13 protein-coding genes are annotated in these 15899 nt (G+C 46.9%); 6 read left to right on the top strand and 7 right to left on the bottom strand.

Going from position 1 to position 15899, the window contains the following annotated elements; all coding sequences use genetic code 11:
* The first annotated feature begins 28 nt into the window (after window positions 1-28).
* A complete protein-coding gene (locus tag NDK19_RS02730; RefSeq protein WP_250630301.1) occupies window positions 29-1387 on the top strand; it encodes a T9SS C-terminal target domain-containing protein in 1359 nt (452 codons plus the stop codon).
* A 288-nt stretch (window positions 1388-1675) separates the two neighbouring features.
* On the opposite strand, the gene NDK19_RS02735 is transcribed toward NDK19_RS02730, so the two are convergent.
* Window positions 1676-2536 (bottom strand): N-acetylglucosamine kinase, encoded by an 861-nt coding sequence (locus NDK19_RS02735; RefSeq protein WP_250630302.1) that lies wholly within the window; start codon window positions 2534-2536, stop codon window positions 1676-1678.
* A gap of 197 nt (window positions 2537-2733) precedes the next feature.
* Here NDK19_RS02735 and NDK19_RS02740 point away from each other — a divergent pair, with 197 nt between their 5' ends.
* The 3 genes from NDK19_RS02740 (at window position 2734) to NDK19_RS02750 (ending at window position 5979) form a co-directional block, all read left to right on the top strand.
* Complete coding sequence (locus NDK19_RS02740) at window positions 2734-3969, top strand: aspartate aminotransferase family protein (RefSeq protein ID WP_250630601.1); 1236 nt, start codon at window positions 2734-2736, stop codon at window positions 3967-3969.
* A 115-nt stretch (window positions 3970-4084) separates the two neighbouring features.
* Window positions 4085-4921: a UDP-2,3-diacylglucosamine diphosphatase gene (locus tag NDK19_RS02745; RefSeq protein ID WP_250630303.1), complete on the top strand. Its 837-nt coding sequence runs from the start codon at window positions 4085-4087 to the stop codon at window positions 4919-4921.
* The gene (locus NDK19_RS02750; RefSeq protein WP_250630304.1) at window positions 4918-5979 is read left to right on the top strand and encodes a glycosyltransferase family protein; all 1062 of its coding nucleotides are present in this window, start codon (window positions 4918-4920) and stop codon (window positions 5977-5979) included. Before NDK19_RS02745 ends, NDK19_RS02750 begins: the two co-directional genes overlap by 4 nt.
* A 292-nt stretch (window positions 5980-6271) precedes the next feature.
* On the opposite strand, the gene NDK19_RS02755 is transcribed toward NDK19_RS02750, so the two are convergent.
* From NDK19_RS02755 to NDK19_RS02775, 5 genes are all read right to left on the bottom strand, one after another.
* On the bottom strand, window positions 6272-7813 hold the full coding sequence (locus tag NDK19_RS02755; protein ID WP_250630305.1) for a phosphatase PAP2 family protein: 1542 nt from the start codon (window positions 7811-7813) through the stop codon (window positions 6272-6274).
* A gap of 12 nt (window positions 7814-7825) precedes the next feature.
* Window positions 7826-8755 (bottom strand): hypothetical protein, encoded by a 930-nt coding sequence (locus NDK19_RS02760; RefSeq protein WP_250630306.1) that lies wholly within the window; start codon window positions 8753-8755, stop codon window positions 7826-7828.
* Between the two features lie 257 nt (window positions 8756-9012).
* Window positions 9013-9534, bottom strand: a complete 522-nt coding sequence (locus tag NDK19_RS02765) for a hypothetical protein (protein ID WP_250630307.1) — start codon at window positions 9532-9534, stop codon at window positions 9013-9015.
* 71 nt (window positions 9535-9605) lie between these two features.
* The gene (aroB, locus tag NDK19_RS02770; protein WP_250630308.1) at window positions 9606-10655 is read right to left on the bottom strand and encodes a 3-dehydroquinate synthase; all 1050 of its coding nucleotides are present in this window, start codon (window positions 10653-10655) and stop codon (window positions 9606-9608) included.
* A gap of 2 nt (window positions 10656-10657) precedes the next feature.
* Window positions 10658-12061 (bottom strand): type III PLP-dependent enzyme domain-containing protein, encoded by a 1404-nt coding sequence (locus tag NDK19_RS02775; protein ID WP_250630309.1) that lies wholly within the window; start codon window positions 12059-12061, stop codon window positions 10658-10660.
* 303 nt (window positions 12062-12364) lie between these two features.
* On the opposite strand from NDK19_RS02775, the gene NDK19_RS02780 reads away from it, so the two are divergent.
* On the top strand, window positions 12365-13150 hold the full coding sequence (locus NDK19_RS02780; RefSeq protein WP_250630310.1) for a hypothetical protein: 786 nt from the start codon (window positions 12365-12367) through the stop codon (window positions 13148-13150).
* Window positions 13151-13245: 95 nt separating this feature from the next.
* Complete coding sequence (locus NDK19_RS02785) at window positions 13246-14295, top strand: proline iminopeptidase-family hydrolase (RefSeq protein ID WP_250630311.1); 1050 nt, start codon at window positions 13246-13248, stop codon at window positions 14293-14295.
* A gap of 93 nt (window positions 14296-14388) precedes the next feature.
* On the opposite strand, the gene NDK19_RS02790 is transcribed toward NDK19_RS02785, so the two are convergent.
* Window positions 14389-15810 (bottom strand): pyridoxal phosphate-dependent decarboxylase family protein, encoded by a 1422-nt coding sequence (locus NDK19_RS02790; protein ID WP_250630312.1) that lies wholly within the window; start codon window positions 15808-15810, stop codon window positions 14389-14391.
* Window positions 15811-15899: the final 89 nt, after the last annotated feature.

Genomic DNA, 15899 nt, shown 5'->3' on the forward strand with positions numbered 1-15899 from the left:
TTACTTAATTCAATTAATCAAACCACTCATGAGAGCAATCTTGAAATTATTTTCAATTGCGGCAATTGCATTAACAGTTGTTGCCTGTGGCAGCAAGAAGGACGACGGCCCTGTTGAAACAGGTGCTCGCGATGCGCAAAACCGCGTAATTCTGGAAGGTAACATTACTGCCAACCGCACGTTGGTTGCATCCGAAAAGTACATTCTCAGAGGCTTTGTGCGCGTGAAAGCAGGTGCTACATTAACCATTCCTCCCGGTACTATCATCTTTGGCGACAAAGCTACTTCCGGTACATTGATTGTTGAACGTGGCGGCAGACTAGTTGCTGACGGTACAGCCAACCAGCCTATCGTATTTACCTCATCTCAACCTGTTGGTCAGCGCTCTTATGGCGACTGGGGCGGTATCGTATTGTTGGGCAATGCACCTACGAACAAGCCTACTACAACTTTGATTGAGGGTATTCCTGACGGCCCTTACGGCGGCAATGACCCAAGCGATAACTCTGGTATTTTGCGCTATGTACGAATCGAGTTTTGCGGTATTCCCATCACGCCCGGTAATGAAATCAACGGCTTGACCATGGGCGGTGTAGGTCGCGGAACCACGATTGAATACGTACAGGTTTCTTTCTGCGGCGACGATGCTTTTGAATGGTTCGGCGGTAATGTAAACTGCAAATACCTCATTTCGCATCGCAACTGGGACGATGATTTTGACACAGACTTTGGTTACAGCGGCAACGTTCAATTTGGCGTAGTTCTCCGCGACCCTGCCATTGCCGACCAATCTACGTCTAACGGCTTTGAAAGCGATAATGATGCAAACGGTACAGGCGATTCTCCTTTTACTTCTTGCACTTTCTCAAACGTAAGCGTTTTCGGCCCGCTGGGCAGAGGTGCTGCTAACGTAAACTCCCTGTACGGTCGTGGTGCTCACCTGCGTCGCAATACCGAAAATTCTATCTTCAACAGCGTATTTACAGGCTGGATTGAAGGCTTGCGCCTCGATGGCTCTGCTACACAACAGAAAGTAAATAACGGTGCTTTGGATATCCGCCGCAATTTCCACGCTGCTCACAGCCGCAACATCAACGTGGCAGGCGGTGCTACTTTGCCCGAAATAGAGGCTTGGTTTAATGCCCCAGTACGCGGCAACCGCGTATTCAATTCATTGGCCGATTTGGGCCTGAACGCACAAAACTTTAACATGACTGCCCCTAACTTCCTGCCTCAATCAGGTTCTGTATTGCTGACAGGTGCTTCATTTGGCGAAGCTAAATTGCAAAACAGCTTCTTCCAGCAAGTTTCACACATCGGCGCTTTCGGTACCAACGATTGGACTCGCGGCTGGGCTAACTTTGACCCCCAAAATACCAACTATTAATACCCTATTTGATAAAAAAATTCGGCTTGGCCGGATATATTACACAGACACATTAGCTTCCCTGAAAAACCTCTGCCATATTGTGGCAGGGGTTTTTATATGTAGGGCGGTTGTTGAGCAATTGATACAAAACCTGAAAGGTCTGATAAACCTGTTAGGTTTAAAACTCTGTTTTTCAGGAGATTATATAAAATAATTTCCTGAGTCACTTCCGCTTTTAATGACATCATACAAGCGCAGATTGTTGCTATGGAGGGGGTTAATTTTTACGAAGCACAAAATACTGCTTCATTGTTGGCTGTGATACAACGCCAGCCCTGCCGCAGGCTCTTCTAAAATATGCTGCACATGCAAGCCCTTGTCGGCGGCTGCTTTGCGCAACACATTCGCATAATAAAATGCAACCGAGCCTGTAAAATGGACAGGTAGCCGTTGCGCATCAGGAAATTTCAGCACTCGCTTATCCAAAAAATTGCTGAAACTTTGATAGACCGTTCGGTAAGCATAGGGATGCGACAGATTATCAAACAAAAACTTGGAAAATGAGGCCATATAGCGGCTGGGCATCGGTTTCTGATAGGCATTTTCCAATACCTCGTCGCGCGTAAGCGAATAGCGTTTGGCAAAAAGAGTATGCAAGTCTTGCGGAAGGTCGCCGTTCAGATAGTCCGTAACCAACTGCTTGCCCAAGTGGCCACCGCTGCCCTCATCGCCAAGCCAAAACCCCAGATTGACTGCATATTGTGTAATGTTATCGCCATCAAACAATGCAGCGTGTGAGCCCGTTCCCAAAATGCAGGCGATTCCCGGCTGTCTGCCGCAAAGTGCTCGCGCCGCCCCGAGCATGTCCGTATCTACGGAAACAACAGCCATCGGAAAAAATGTTTGCAGCATGTTTTTTATCAACTCTTGGTTTTGTGCTGTGCCGCAACCCGTGCCGTAAAAAAACACCTGTTGCACCAATGCGGTTATATCGGCCGACTCTTGCGCCAATTGCGGCAACAAAACCTCTTTTAACTCGGTTGTCATTTGGGTGGCTGTGGCAAAGTAAGGATTGATGCCCTGTGTGCGTGCCTGCAAGGTGCTGCCATCGGGGCGAATAAGCCGCCAAGCTGCCTTAGTGGCGCCACTGTCTGCTACTAATATCATAAAACGGTCTGTCCAATATTAAATTTTGAGCGAAAATGCCTAAGTTAGTCGGATAGTACAAGTCGGATGTTAAATTTGTGTTAATAAATACCACATCAGACTTCTGACCCATGATGCAACCTTTTTTTTCGCTGATTGCACCCAAAGGGAAAAAACAAAAAAATACGCCGCCACCTATGCCGCCATCAGGACAAAACATCAGTACAAGGCAACTGTTTCTCAATCACTTAGCACAAACAACGGATTTCCCCCTGCTTCTTGAAATCAAAGAAGCCGAAGGGATTTATTTGATAGATGAACAGAATCGCCGTTATTTTGATTTGATTTCCGGTATTGGTGTGAGCAATATCGGTCATCGGCATCCGGCAGTCATCAAAGCGATTAAAAAGCAACTGCGCAAGTATTTGCACCTGATGGTGTACGGGGAGTATGTACAAGCGCCTCAGGTAGAACTCGCCAAGCGATTGATGCTGACCCTGCCGCCTTCGTTAGACAATTTTTATTTTGTCAATTCGGGCAGCGAGGCCATAGAGGGTGCTATGAAACTTGCCAAACGCTACACAGGCCGAACAGGGTTCGTCAGTTGCCTGAATGCCTACCACGGCTCCACGCAAGGTTCGCTCAGCATCAGCGGCAGTGAAAAATTCAAGACTGCTTATCGGCCATTGCTGCCCGACGTGCGCCACATCCGCTTTAATGAACCCGATGATTTGGCATTCATTACGGAAGAAACGGCAGCGGTTGTTATTGAAACCGTACAGGGCGAAGCCGGTGTGCGCGTGCCGGATAAATCCTACATGCAGGCACTGCGAAAACGCTGTACCGAAACAGGCGCGCTGCTTGTTTTGGACGAAATTCAGTCAGGTTTTGGCAGAACGGGCAAATTCTGGGCTTTTGAACATTTTGATATTGTACCCGACATTCTGGTAAGCGCCAAAGGAATGGGCGGAGGTATGCCTATCGGGGCGTTTATTGCACCCAAGCATATTATGGATGTGCTGAAAAACAATCCTATTTTGGGGCATATTACCACTTTTGGTGGCCATCCTGTATCTTGTGCGGCGGCTTATGCTACGGTAGGCGTAATTCTGCGCAACAAGTTGCATGAGAAGGCACAACAAAAAGCCGAATTGTTCAAAAAACTTTTAATACATCCGCGCATTAAGAGCATCCGCAATGCCGGGCTGATGATGGCCGTTGAGTTTGAGTCGTTTGAGGTGCTGAAAGCCGTGATTGACAAAGCCATTTCCTACGGTGTTATTACCGACTGGTTTTTGTATTGCGACAATGCCATGCGCATTGCCCCGCCGCTGACCATCAGCAAAGACGAAATCCGCGAAGTGTGCGGCATCATTTTAAAGGCCATCAACAAGGCCACCAGTACCAATCCCGATATCCTGATGCGCGAGGACATAGAGCCGATGCGCCCCTGATACGCAAAAGCAAAAAATTCATATACAAGCGCCGTTATTCAACAAGGAATTAACGGCGTTTTCATTATGTATTTACCTGTGAAGCAGAACTTTGCAGTCAAATGTTCCTGCAAAGATGGAAGCAAAAGTTCGCAAACGCCGCCCTGAAATTGTTGTCATTTCCGATGTTCATTTGGGTACTTACGGCTGCCATGCCAAAGAATTGAATGCTTATTTGAAAAGCATTCGCCCCAAAATTTTGGTACTTAACGGCGATATCATAGATATTTGGCGTTTCAGCAAGCGTTACTTCCCAAAATCGCATTTGCAGGTGCTCAGGCGCATTTTGCGGATGATGGAACGCGGCACGAAAGTTTATTACCTCACAGGCAACCACGACGAACTGCTGCGCCGTTTCCCTCGTATCAGTACCAATAAGTTCACACTGGCTAATCGGTTGGTGCTGCCTTGCGGCGATAAAAAAGCATGGATTTTTCACGGTGATATTTTTGACGTATCCATTCAACACGCCAAATGGCTGGCAAAATTGGGCTCGGTTGGCTACGACCTGCTCATTTTGATGAACAGTGCGGTTAATTTTTTTGCCGAAATAATGGGCTACGAAAAGTTGTCTTTCTCTAAAATGGTAAAAGACAAGGTCAAAAAAGCAGTAGAACACATTGGAAAATTTGAAAATGTGGCTGCGGAACTGGCCATAGAAAAAGGATACGATTACTTCATCTGCGGACATATTCATCAGCCTGCCAACAAACGCATTGTAACAGAGGCAGGGCAGGTGCAATACCTCAACAGCGGCGATTGGGTGGAAAACCTCACTGCGCTGGAATTTGAAAACAACGAGTGGCGAATTTATCACCACCGAGAGGCAGAGCGTTTAGATACTCAACCCATTAAACAAGCCGCAGTTGCCGAGCCGTTGGCACAGGCTGCTTATCAACCCGAAATTGCATGAAAGTACTGTATGCCATACAGGGTACGGGCAACGGCCACATCGCACGTGCAAGGGAAATCGTGCCGATACTAAGCAAAATGTGCGAGCTGGATTTATTTATCAGCGGCAGCAACTCACAAGTGCAGTTGCCCCACGAGGTGAAGTTTCGCAGCAAAGGGTTGAGCATTTTTTACGATAAATCCGGCGGTGTGAGCCTGACAAAAACCATAGCCAACATTCGCCCCAAGGCGCTGATTCGGGAAATCAAGGAATTGCCCGTAGAAAAGTACGACCTGATTATCAACGATTTTGAGTTTATTTCGGCACATGCAGCCCTGTTGAAAGGCGTGCCCTGCGTAGGTTTCGGGCATCAGGCGGCGTTTCGCTCGGCGGCAACTCCTCGGCCGCGCCGCCGCGACCCTGTCGGAGAGTTGATTTTAAAGCATTATGCACCCGCTGACTCGGTCATCGGCCTGCATTTTGACCGTTATGCGCCATCCATCCATACGCCTATTATTCGCAGCGAGGTGCGCAGTTTGACTCCTCAAACCAGCCGTCATTTCACGGTATATCTGCCGCACTATGACGATAAACTGCTGATAAGTATTTTGACAGAACAAAAAGACTGTCATTGGCATTTATTTACAAAAAATGTGCGCTCCATTAATGCGCACAAAAATGTAACACTTTTGCCTATTGACAGTAAAAACTTTACACAAAGCCTTGCCAACAGCAACGGATTGGTAACAGGTGCAGGTTTTGAGTCGCCTGCCGAAGCCATGTTTTTGGGCAAAAAAGTATTAGCACTCCCCATCCGAGGACAATACGAGCAAAAGTGCAACGCCAAAGCACTGAAAATGATGGGAGTAACGGTTGTAAAAAAGATTGGCAAACGTTTCCCGCAAAAACTCCGCACATGGATAGAAACAGCACAGCCCGTAGCCGTTGATTATCCCGATATGACAGAGCAAATATTGGAGCACGTGCTCAGTCAGAAAGAAATTTCGCAGGCTGTCGGCTCAAAGGTGTTTTCTTTACCAACCATTTTCAGACAAACGGGGCTGTTTCGGTTGGGTTAGTCGGATGATAAAAAAACCGTAACAGGTCTTGGAACCCCATCACGGTTAAATGCCTGATTAACGCGAATTATTTGGCTACTATTGAAAAAATTATATTTTGACTTAACCGCTGTTAGGGTCTCCCGACCACTAACAGGGCGCCGACTATCCCTGCCGGCGATTGGAGACCCCGTCAGTGGATAGTCGGCTTTTTTGTTAACAACTTACCGGCTATCAAATTTTTTGAAAAAAAATTGTTTAGACCAGAAAGGCATTAGTGGCTTATCAGGTTTTGTACCAATTGCTCAACTGCCTACTCCGCGTTGTCTCTCCTTGCGCGGGCAATAGCCAGTTTCCCGATTTGTTTTCCCGATTCAAGCCCCACTTCACAATCAAAACGGAAGTGAATACAGCCGTAAATGCGTGATTCGGAGGCTTCTTTTGCCCATTGCTGCAAGGCGGTTGCATCTTGCGGGAAAAAGAAGCTCAACACTTCTGCCGCAGCCCCCGAAAAGGTAGAGTGCCCCGAAGTATAAGCGGGAAAGTTGGGCAACCCGATAGGGGTTTTAATGGCAGCATCTAACTGTTGGGGGCGGGGATAGTAATAGTAGTATTTGATGTCCCAACAACTGATGGCTGCATCCATCAGCACAGTTCCCGTAAATGCGAACACACGCGCTGCACGCAGTTCATTGAGTCGGTAGCGGTGCGCTAACTCACCTGCCCGACGATTCCAGTGCCCGGGCGGTGTGTAACTTCCCGGCCCGTCTGACCAGTAGGAAGCAATGCGATGCTCCTCGCGGGTGATGCTTTTGCTGTATTTCCGCAGTTCGTCCAATGCGCGCCGTGTTTCTTCGCTGTTAGGGGCAGGCGGTGGGCCGGGGCGCAATTCGGCTGTTTGTGCCGCCGTAAAATGCCATGGTTGCAAAAAGCCGAATCCGGGCAGCAGGGGAGGGCGTGCGGGTATTTCTTGGCTTACCCACACGGGAGTCATGCCTATTCCCTTGGCATTGGCAATCATGTTATTAACCAACGATTGATTGTTAGACTGTCCCATGCCGTCGGCTCTCATGCGTCGCAATATTTGCTCGGCAACGGAACGTCCCAGCATTTTTCCTGCCTCTATATCGCTTTTTGTGTAACGGCCTGAGCGCAAGCTGCTTTCCCAGTGGTCGGCGGCGGTTTGTTCCAAGGAGGCTATTTCGTTGGGAAACAGAACTTTAAGTATTTCCAATGAAACAGCCGCTACTGTAGCATCCTCGGAAGGGTAAGAAGGTATTTCGTTTGCAGGCAATACGGCTTTTACACGACTGTCGTTTTGATGCGCAGCCTGCCGTTGATAGAGGAATTTATAATGCCATGCCGTAATCAGCGCATCGTATTGTGCCGCTCCCAAATAGGCAAATGCACGTGCCGCATAGGGAGGGCTGGCAAAAGGGAATTTAGGGTCAGCACCGGGGTTATTGGGGTCGGGGACAGGGTATTTGCCGTCAGCCGTCGGGGCAGGCGGTAGGTTATAGCGTGCGGCTAGTTCACGGGCTATTTCGTTCCAGCGAAATACAGCGCCCGCCCCCCAATAGCGGATTCTATCCCGCTGCGCATTCGTAAGATTGTTTTGCAGCGATATAAGTTCCTCTATTTCAGTGCGATAGCTGCTGCTATTGGCAGGAGAGGGCATAGGCAAATGAATGTCCGTAACTCGGGCAAGTACCAGCGGTTGCCAACTGCCTCCCTGTCTGTCAATTTGTGCGGGCTGTACAGGGGCAAAGTCGGGTAAATCTAATTTTTTGCTGCAACCCGCAAATGCAAGCAGCACAGCAAACAAAGTATAAAGTGATAAACGAAGCGATTTCATAACAGTAATCAATTAGTTGGTTTTTTTAACATAAAAAGCGTACAGTACACCTAACGAAAAGGACGTAGCCTGTCCCACATTGCGCCCTTGCACTACTTGGCTCAACTGTGCCGTCAGCGAGAGCTCCGATTGATTGGGCAGGTCATACGAAAATTTGCCATAGCAACCGATGGCTGTTCCAATCATCCGATTGGTGGGGAATGGCATGTCATGCCGACGAATATCATCACCGCTGAGTGCTGCCTGATGGTCGGCGAATACTTCTACTTGTGTATTTTTTTTGAGATAGCCAATCCGAAGCGTAGCATCGGCTGCATGAGGTACTTGTACTTCGTTGGTGTAAAACAACTGACCATCAAACTGATAGGCATCGCGGAAAATGCGAATATTGCTGCGATAGGTAAATCCAGACTGCGCCGTGGCATACCAGCCCCGATTCAGGCGATAGTGCACGATTGCCCGTGCAGAAGCCGTTTTTGCCCCCAAACCAATGGAAAAAGGCAGCCAGTCGGGTACGTAGCGGGTAGCAGGCACACTGCCTCCCAGTGTGATAAAAGATGAAAGCGCGCCGATTTCCGTTGGTTGATGCAGCCAGCGATATTTTGCCCACAGCGACAAATCCTGTATGCCGCGCATCCCTTTCATATTGCCGGCACTCGCTTCATTGGCTATATAGGGCAGGCTGAACATCAGATTCAAACGTTTATTTACCCCGTAAGCGGCCATTACGGCGACGCTTTGAGAAGTTAGCGTGCCGATATTTTCATTATTGCGCTTTAAACTGCCTTCCCAATACTGCTTCCATTGCGAACGGCTGTATTGTAACACACTGCACAATTCATAGGGCGACATCATGAGCCCATCGGTGGGTGTTTGTCCCCAAACGGAACAGATGCTTAGGAACATGGCAAAAAGCCATGCACCTGTAAGTTTTATTTTCATAAACAGATAGCGTTAATTGATAGGAATCAGAAATTCAGCAAATGGCAGTACACCTTGAAGGGTGCGCAAATGCTTGATTTTCAGTAAGTAACAAATTGATTAAAGCAGAGAAAGAATAAGCAAGTGAGCAAAATGAATCGTTGTTTGCGTTGGAAGCACTGTTAGCGTCTAAAGACGGCAACAGGCTTTTGGGAATCCCTGCCGTTGGCAAAAAGCCCCGATAGCGGATTTAGATAAAAACGATTTAATTTGCACACTTATGCTGCTTGTGGAGGTGGAGTGGGGATTGATGAAACGGGGGAGCAGTAACATACGCCTACATACCCCGCTGTTTGAATGGTAGAACTTGTGTAAAATATTACTTCAATTACTGAAAGCGAAGCGAAAAAATAATAATCGGATAAATTTTTTAGCAATTTCAGCGCACTGCTTACAGGCGATGGAGCTTCTGTTTCCTGTTGTACCATGTCTGCCAGCGCAAAAAACTGCTCGCGGGCAGCCTGATTGCTTTGCAACACCGTGTAGAGGGTGTCATTTTCGTAGCGCTGCTCAACTATGTTGTAAAACTCATTGCGATTTCTAATGAGCTGATGATTCCCGTCCGACTGCCACTCGGCCGTGTAAGGAAGAGAAACGGGCAGTTTGATAACAACTTTTTGCCCCGAATATTGAGGCAATACATGGTTATGACAATGCCACACGAGCCACTCGGCCGCATGATGCCGCAGCAAATGGTAGGTAAATAAACAAAGCAGCCCTATCGCAATCAGTTTTTTCATCAACGTTTGTAAGTTGTGAAAACGTTCTAAAAAAAGCAAATAAAGGGCTGCTCTTTTGAAGTCTGATTTTTTTACATTTCGCTGTAAACCCAAATAGCTTCTTCTATTTCGGCCTGCGTAGCGGGAATATTGAACCGACAAGAACCGATTTTGTCAATCAGGCTGAGAAAAATAGTACCGTTTTGGTTCTTTTTGTCCTGCAATGCTAAACGGGCGATATCGGAAACAGCGTCTTGGGGGATGGCTACCTTGCCGTACAGATTGAGCAGGTAGTTTCTGATTTCCTCATAGCTTTCTTGCGGGAGCAGGGTTTTATGCACGGCCAGCCACGACTCGGTTATCATGCCGACAGCGATGGCTTCTCCGTGCAACAGTCTGTTGTCTTCGGGCTGATTTTCAAGGAAATAGCTCTCAATGGCATGACCGATGGTATGCCCGAAATTGAGAATCTTGCGCAGACCTTTTTCGGTGGGGTCTTGCTCTACGACCGATTGTTTGAGCGCCACCGAATGAGGGACTACTTCTCCCCAATCAAGCATTTGAAAATCAGATGGTTGGCAAAGTTCTTGCCATGCTTGTGCATCTGCTATCAGGCCGTGTTTGAGCAACTCGGCAAAGCCGGAGCGCAACTCCCGCAGTGGCAGCGTATCCAGAAAATGCGTGTCTATCAGCACATAGGCGGGTTCTTGAAAAACGCCAATGTGGTTTTTAAATCCCTGAAAATCAATGCCTAATTTCCCGCCTACGCTTGCATCTACTTGTGCGAGCAGCGTAGTGGGAATTTGTACGAACCGAATGCCGCGCTTGTAAGTGGCAGCGCAAAAACCACCCATATCGCCAATAACGCCGCCGCCCAGATTGATAAGCAAAGCATTTCGGTCGGCCTGTGCTTTGGTTAGTGCATCCCAGATATGCGCACAGGTTTGCAGGTTTTTATGTATCTCTCCCGCCGGAATGACAATCAGCTCATGGTCGGCAGGCAGCACAGGGGCTATCAGCGGATAGCAACAGAAGTGCGTATTTTCGTCGGTCAGCACAAAAACCGCCGACCACGATTGTTGCAAAACTTCGGTAAGGCTTTTCTGAATCGCCCCGATGCGCACATAATCAGGTAGTTGCATACTTATTTTGAATTGTATCCCAAAAGTTCCAGCATAGATTCGCTGTCTTGCTCATCGCTGAAAAGTCGTGTGGTCAGGTTGCCTTGCCCGTCTATATCTATCAGCACATGCTTGGCGCAGGGGATGAGGCAGTGTTGCAGCCCGCCATATCCGCCAATGGTGTCCTGATAAGCGCCTGTATGAAAGAATCCGATGTATTGCGTGGTCGGATTGTTATTTTCATCTTCAATTTTTGGCAGGTAAATATTGATGGTTACGGCATCGGAGTTGTAGTAGTCATCGCTGTCGCAGGTCATGCCTCCGAGGTTTACCTGTTGGTATTCATGACTCCAATTATTTACGGGCAGCATGATGAAACGCTGTCCTGTTCCCCACGTATCGGGCAGATGCGTAATAAATGAGCCGTCAATCATGTACCAGCGTTCGCGTTCATTTTGCAGTTTTTGGCCGAGAACCGAGAAAATAATCGCGCCGCTTTCGCCAACAGTAAAACTGCCAAACTCTGTGATGATATTGGGCGTTGGAACAAAATTTTTGTCGCACACATACTTAATTGTGCGAACGATTTCATTGATAATCTGCTGATAAGGATAATCGTGGTGGAGAGAAGTCTGTATTGGTAAGCCGCCGCCAATATCAATGGTGTCAAGTTCGGGGCATATCTTTTTCAGTTCGCAATACTTATACACAAAGCGGTTCAGTTCTGCCCAATAGTAGGCTGCATCGCGGATGCCGGAGTTGATAAAGAAATGCAGCAACTTGAGTTTAGCTTTCGGATGATTGGCTATTTTGTTTTTGTAGAAATCCAGTACATCGCTGTAGCGAATGCCAAGGCGCGAAGTATAGAACACAAAATCCGGCTTTTCATCGGAAGCTACGCGAATACCCACATTAAAAGGCCCTTCCAAGTCATCATAGGCATGTATTTCATCCATATGGTCTAATACCGGAATCATATTGTGAAACCCATCCCTGATTAGCGCTTTAATACTATCAGTGTATGTTTTGCGCTTAAAACCATTGGAAATAATCAAAATATCTTTGTTGATTAGCTTTTCTTCGTAAAGTTTACGAACGATGGAGATGTCATAGGCAGAAGAGGTTTCTATTTGTGCATTGTGCTTCAGGGTCTCTTCAAGAACAAACTTGAAATGCGAGGATTTTGTACAGTAGCAGTACGTATAACTGCCCTGATAACCACACTTTTCCATCGCGATGGAAAAATACTCTCTTGCACGCTCTATCTGTTGGCCTATCTTAGGTAAGTAGCTGATTTTCAAAGGAGTGCCATATTTGCGTATAATATCCATCAGCGGAACATTGTTGAAATAAAGTTCATCGTTTTCAACGCGGAAATTGTCAGTCGGAAAATGGAAGGTCTGGCTAATCAGGTCAATGTATTGCATTTTGAAACTTTCATTAAAGACGATGCAAGTTAATCAGCTTTTCATAGAATCGTGTTGCGTTGGTGTTAAAATCCCGAAACCCGTCAGTTCGTTTTTTTAGTCTATGCAATATTGGAAAAGTTCTATTTTAAAAAAGAAGACCGTATGCCACAAGGTAATTTTGATGTAATAAAAAGAAAAAAAACGCATAAAATATTGCGTGAATAATGCTTTTTAGCCAATTTTGTACCACTGAAAGTTTTTACAAACCCTATGACAATTAATTCTTTGAATCATTCTATTTTCTTTCGGCAGACTATGACAATGAAACTCTACTCTTGTGCGCGAAAAACGGTATCCGCTCTCATGTTCTTCTTGGTAAGTTTGTCGTGTTTGGCCGGAGAGATTGTAATTACAGGGATGTACAACGGCAAAAACATCTATGTGCACAATCCTATGAACGGCAGCAGCGGCTGCATCAGCAGCATACAGGTCAATGGCAAAGTTTTGGCAGCGCCACAGTCTTCTGCCATAGACATAGACCTGTCTCATCTGAAAATGAAGGACAAAGTTGAAATCAAAATCACGCATGGTGATAATTGCCGCCCGAAAGTAATTAACCCCACGGCGATTGCCGAAAAAGCTGACTTTCAGTTTGGTTTTAGCGAAGTTACTGCAACTACCATTGAGTGGGTTGGCCGTGGTGAAAACAAAGACAGTAAATATTTCATTGAAGTTTTCCGCAACAACACTTGGCACACCATCACCACCAAACAATGTGCAGCACAAACAGGTAACAACAAATACAGCATACCTGTCAATCACACGGAAAGCATATGCAAGTACCGCATCAAATATTACAATATGTCCACCGGTGAGTCTCAATATTCACCCAATATGGAGTTTTTGCCTGCTGCACGTAAAGCAGTGAAAAAGACTGTGGCAGCCAATAAAATTGAACTCAGTAGCGAGACAGACTATGCATTGTTGGACAATGAGTACAACGTGGTGCTAAAAGGAAAAGGCAGTGTCATAGACCTCAATAATCTGAAAAAAGGTGAGTACCATTTGGTATTTGATAATCAGATTGAACTTTTGGCCAAAAACTGAAAAACTTACAACTTGCAAACATATTGCCGACCGCACTTGTTCTAAGTGCGGTTTTTTTTATTTTTATCCACCATCAAAAAAAATATTTGCCGAAAATGAAAAACCATTACTATCGTCCGCTTTGGTGGCAAGTCTTAGGAGCAGTCCTGTTTGTTATGCTTGCCAATGCCTGCCGTCCCCGTGAGCAGGCTTCCGAAAAAGAGTATTTGAAAAGCCCCGAAACCGGAGTGCGCACGGGAGGCGTTCGTATCATTTCTATTGAAACCCCTTCCGGCAAGTTTAATGTATATACCAAACGGATTGGGAACAACCCCAAGATAAAACTTTTGTTGCTGCATGGCGGCCCGGGAGGCAATCACCTGTTTTTTGAACCGTTTGAGAGCTTTTTGCCCGAGCAGGAAGTAGAGTTTTACTATTACGACCAACTGGGTTCTTATTTATCGGACAAGCCGACCGATTCCAGTTTGTGGACAACCGAGCGTTTTGTGGAAGAAGTAGAACAGGTGCGCAAAGCACTTGGGCTGAACAAGGACAACTTCTACTTACTGGGACACAGTTGGGGCGGTATTCTTGCCATGGAATATGCACTGAAATATCAGCAAAACCTGAAAGGTCTGATAATCAGCAACATGATGAGCAGTTGCATAGACTATGGCAACTATGCAAAGGATGTATTGGCCAAACAACTCCCCCCCGATGTGCTGGCTCAAATCAGAGAAATTGAAGCCAAAGGCGACTTTTCCAATCCCAAATACATGGAGTTGCTGATGCCTCACTTTTACAAGCAACACGTTTGCCGATTGGAGGAGTGGCCGTTTTCGCTAAATCGTGCATTGGAACTCACCAACCCCGATGTGTACGTAATCATGCAGGGGCCGAGTGAGTTTGGCATAGCAGGAAGGCTGGCTAAGTGGGAGCGCACCGCCGATTTGCCGAAAATACAAGTGCCTACGCTGGTGATTGGTGCACAGCACGATACGATGGATCCTGCATTTATGAAAAAAATGGCCGATATGCTGCCGCAAGGTCGCTCGCTGATATGCCCCAACGGCAGTCATTGCGCCATGTGGGACGACCAAGAGCATTATTTCCCGGGTCTGATTAGTTTCATCAAAGATGTGGACGCGGGCGTGAAAATGAAGTAATTGAACAATTTATCAACAAGGGTGTAAAAATTTGCGCATTGCCTACCACAAACATGCAAATACGATGTGCTTGCAGTAGGCAATGCAATATTTTTATTGCGGCAATAGCGATAAAATTAATTCCCAAAGCCCTGCCACGTGTTTTTCTTCTACATTGACCTGTCCGAAAACAACGCGAATGGTATAGCGTCCGTTGAGTTTGGTATGGGTCAGAAAATAGCGGCCTGTTTGGTTGATGGCAGCCATCAGGTCGCTGTTTTTTTGATTGACAGATTCGTTGGTATCTTCGGGTGCAGGTTTCAGGCTGAAACACACCAGATTTAAATTAACAGGCGCCATAATTTCAAAGCGACCATCGGCAAGCAACCACTGTTCAAACTGCTTTGCCAGTGCCATGTGCTGCCGCAGGATAGCTTGAATCCCTTCTGCTCCATAGCTGCGCAGCACAAACCATAATTTCAAAGCCCTGAAACGACGACCCAAAGGCACACCCCAATCGCGGTAGTTATTGACCATTTTGTCTAAGGGTGTTTTCAGATACTCAGGCATAATTTCAAAAGTGCGCAAAAGGGCAGCTTTGTCTTTCACGTAGTAGGCAGTGCAGTCAAAGTTGGTAAGCATCCACTTGTGCGGGTTGAAAACATAGCTGTCGGCAAATTCCAGCCCTTTGGCCATGTGCCGATATTCAGGCAGCAGGAGGGCTGTGCCTGCATAGGCTGCATCTATATGCAACCAAATATGGTTTTTTTGGCATATGTGGCCGATTTCTTCTACGGGGTCAATGGCTGTTGAGCTTGTGGTGCCAATGGTGGCAACTACGCACAGTGGCACATAGCCCGATGCACGGTCTTGTGCTATGGCAGTTGCCAAGGCTTGCGGCTGCATGGCAAATTTGGCATCCGTAGGGATTTTTATCAGGTTTTCGCTACCTATACCTGCAATCCTCACGGCTTTTTCAATAGAACTGTGTGTTTCTGAGGAGCAATATACGCGAAACGCGGGTTGCCCGCTGAATCCTTTTTGGTTAATGACGCAAAGTTGAGCTTTGTTATAGTTTTCACGGGCAGTCAGAATGGCGCACAGAGTGGCAGTAGAGGCAGTATCTTGAATGACCCCGTGCCACTCGGCAGGCAGGTTGCACAATCGGGCAAGCCATTGCATTACGCGCTCTTCCAGCTCGGCGGCGGCGGGAGAGGTTTGCCAAATCATACATTGGGCGGCCATCGTAGCGGTCAGCATCTCTGCCAACACCGAAGGGGGGCTGCTGTTGGCAGGAAAGTAGGCCATAAAGCCCGGATGTTGCCAGTGTGTCATACCGGGCAGGATAATTTGTTGAAAATCTGTGAAAATCTGCTGAAAATTTTCGCCTGCAACAGGTGCCTCCGCAGGCAGTTGGCGGAGAATGTCTCCCGGTTGAATGTCGGGCTTAACGGGGTACTGCTCGATGTTTTGCAGGTAGTCTGCTATCCAGTCCACCAGTTGGTGCGCATATGTGCGAAAATCAGTTATAGTCATATCGTACGAAAAAATAAATCAATATTGCATTACACAAGCATAAGGTTGCTCGCCGATTTTTAAATCAGAAATCCCCAATCCAAATTCCA

This window comes from Rhodoflexus caldus (assembly GCF_021206925.1).
In the GTDB taxonomy this organism is placed as follows: Bacteria; Bacteroidota; Bacteroidia; order Cytophagales; family Thermoflexibacteraceae; genus Rhodoflexus; species Rhodoflexus caldus.

Bases quoted from the DNA above. Each gene is read 5' to 3' on its own strand.
- NDK19_RS02750 (WP_250630304.1), top strand. From the start codon at position 4,918: ATGAAAGTACTGTATGCCATACAGGGTACGGGCAACGGCCACATCGCA.
- NDK19_RS02790 (WP_250630312.1), bottom strand. From the start codon at position 15,810: ATGACTATAACTGATTTTCGCACATATGCGCACCAACTGGTGGACTGG.
- NDK19_RS02785 (WP_250630311.1), top strand. From the start codon at position 13,246: ATGAAAAACCATTACTATCGTCCGCTTTGGTGGCAAGTCTTAGGAGCA.
- aroB (WP_250630308.1), bottom strand. From the start codon at position 10,655: ATGCAACTACCTGATTATGTGCGCATCGGGGCGATTCAGAAAAGCCTT.
- NDK19_RS02760 (WP_250630306.1), bottom strand. From the start codon at position 8,755: ATGAAAATAAAACTTACAGGTGCATGGCTTTTTGCCATGTTCCTAAGC.
- NDK19_RS02780 (WP_250630310.1), top strand. From the start codon at position 12,365: ATGAAACTCTACTCTTGTGCGCGAAAAACGGTATCCGCTCTCATGTTC.
- NDK19_RS02765 (WP_250630307.1), bottom strand. From the start codon at position 9,534: ATGAAAAAACTGATTGCGATAGGGCTGCTTTGTTTATTTACCTACCAT.
- NDK19_RS02775 (WP_250630309.1), bottom strand. From the start codon at position 12,061: ATGCAATACATTGACCTGATTAGCCAGACCTTCCATTTTCCGACTGAC.
- NDK19_RS02730 (WP_250630301.1), top strand. From the start codon at position 29: ATGAGAGCAATCTTGAAATTATTTTCAATTGCGGCAATTGCATTAACA.
- NDK19_RS02745 (WP_250630303.1), top strand. From the start codon at position 4,085: ATGGAAGCAAAAGTTCGCAAACGCCGCCCTGAAATTGTTGTCATTTCC.
- NDK19_RS02735 (WP_250630302.1), bottom strand. From the start codon at position 2,536: ATGATATTAGTAGCAGACAGTGGCGCCACTAAGGCAGCTTGGCGGCTT.
- NDK19_RS02755 (WP_250630305.1), bottom strand. From the start codon at position 7,813: ATGAAATCGCTTCGTTTATCACTTTATACTTTGTTTGCTGTGCTGCTT.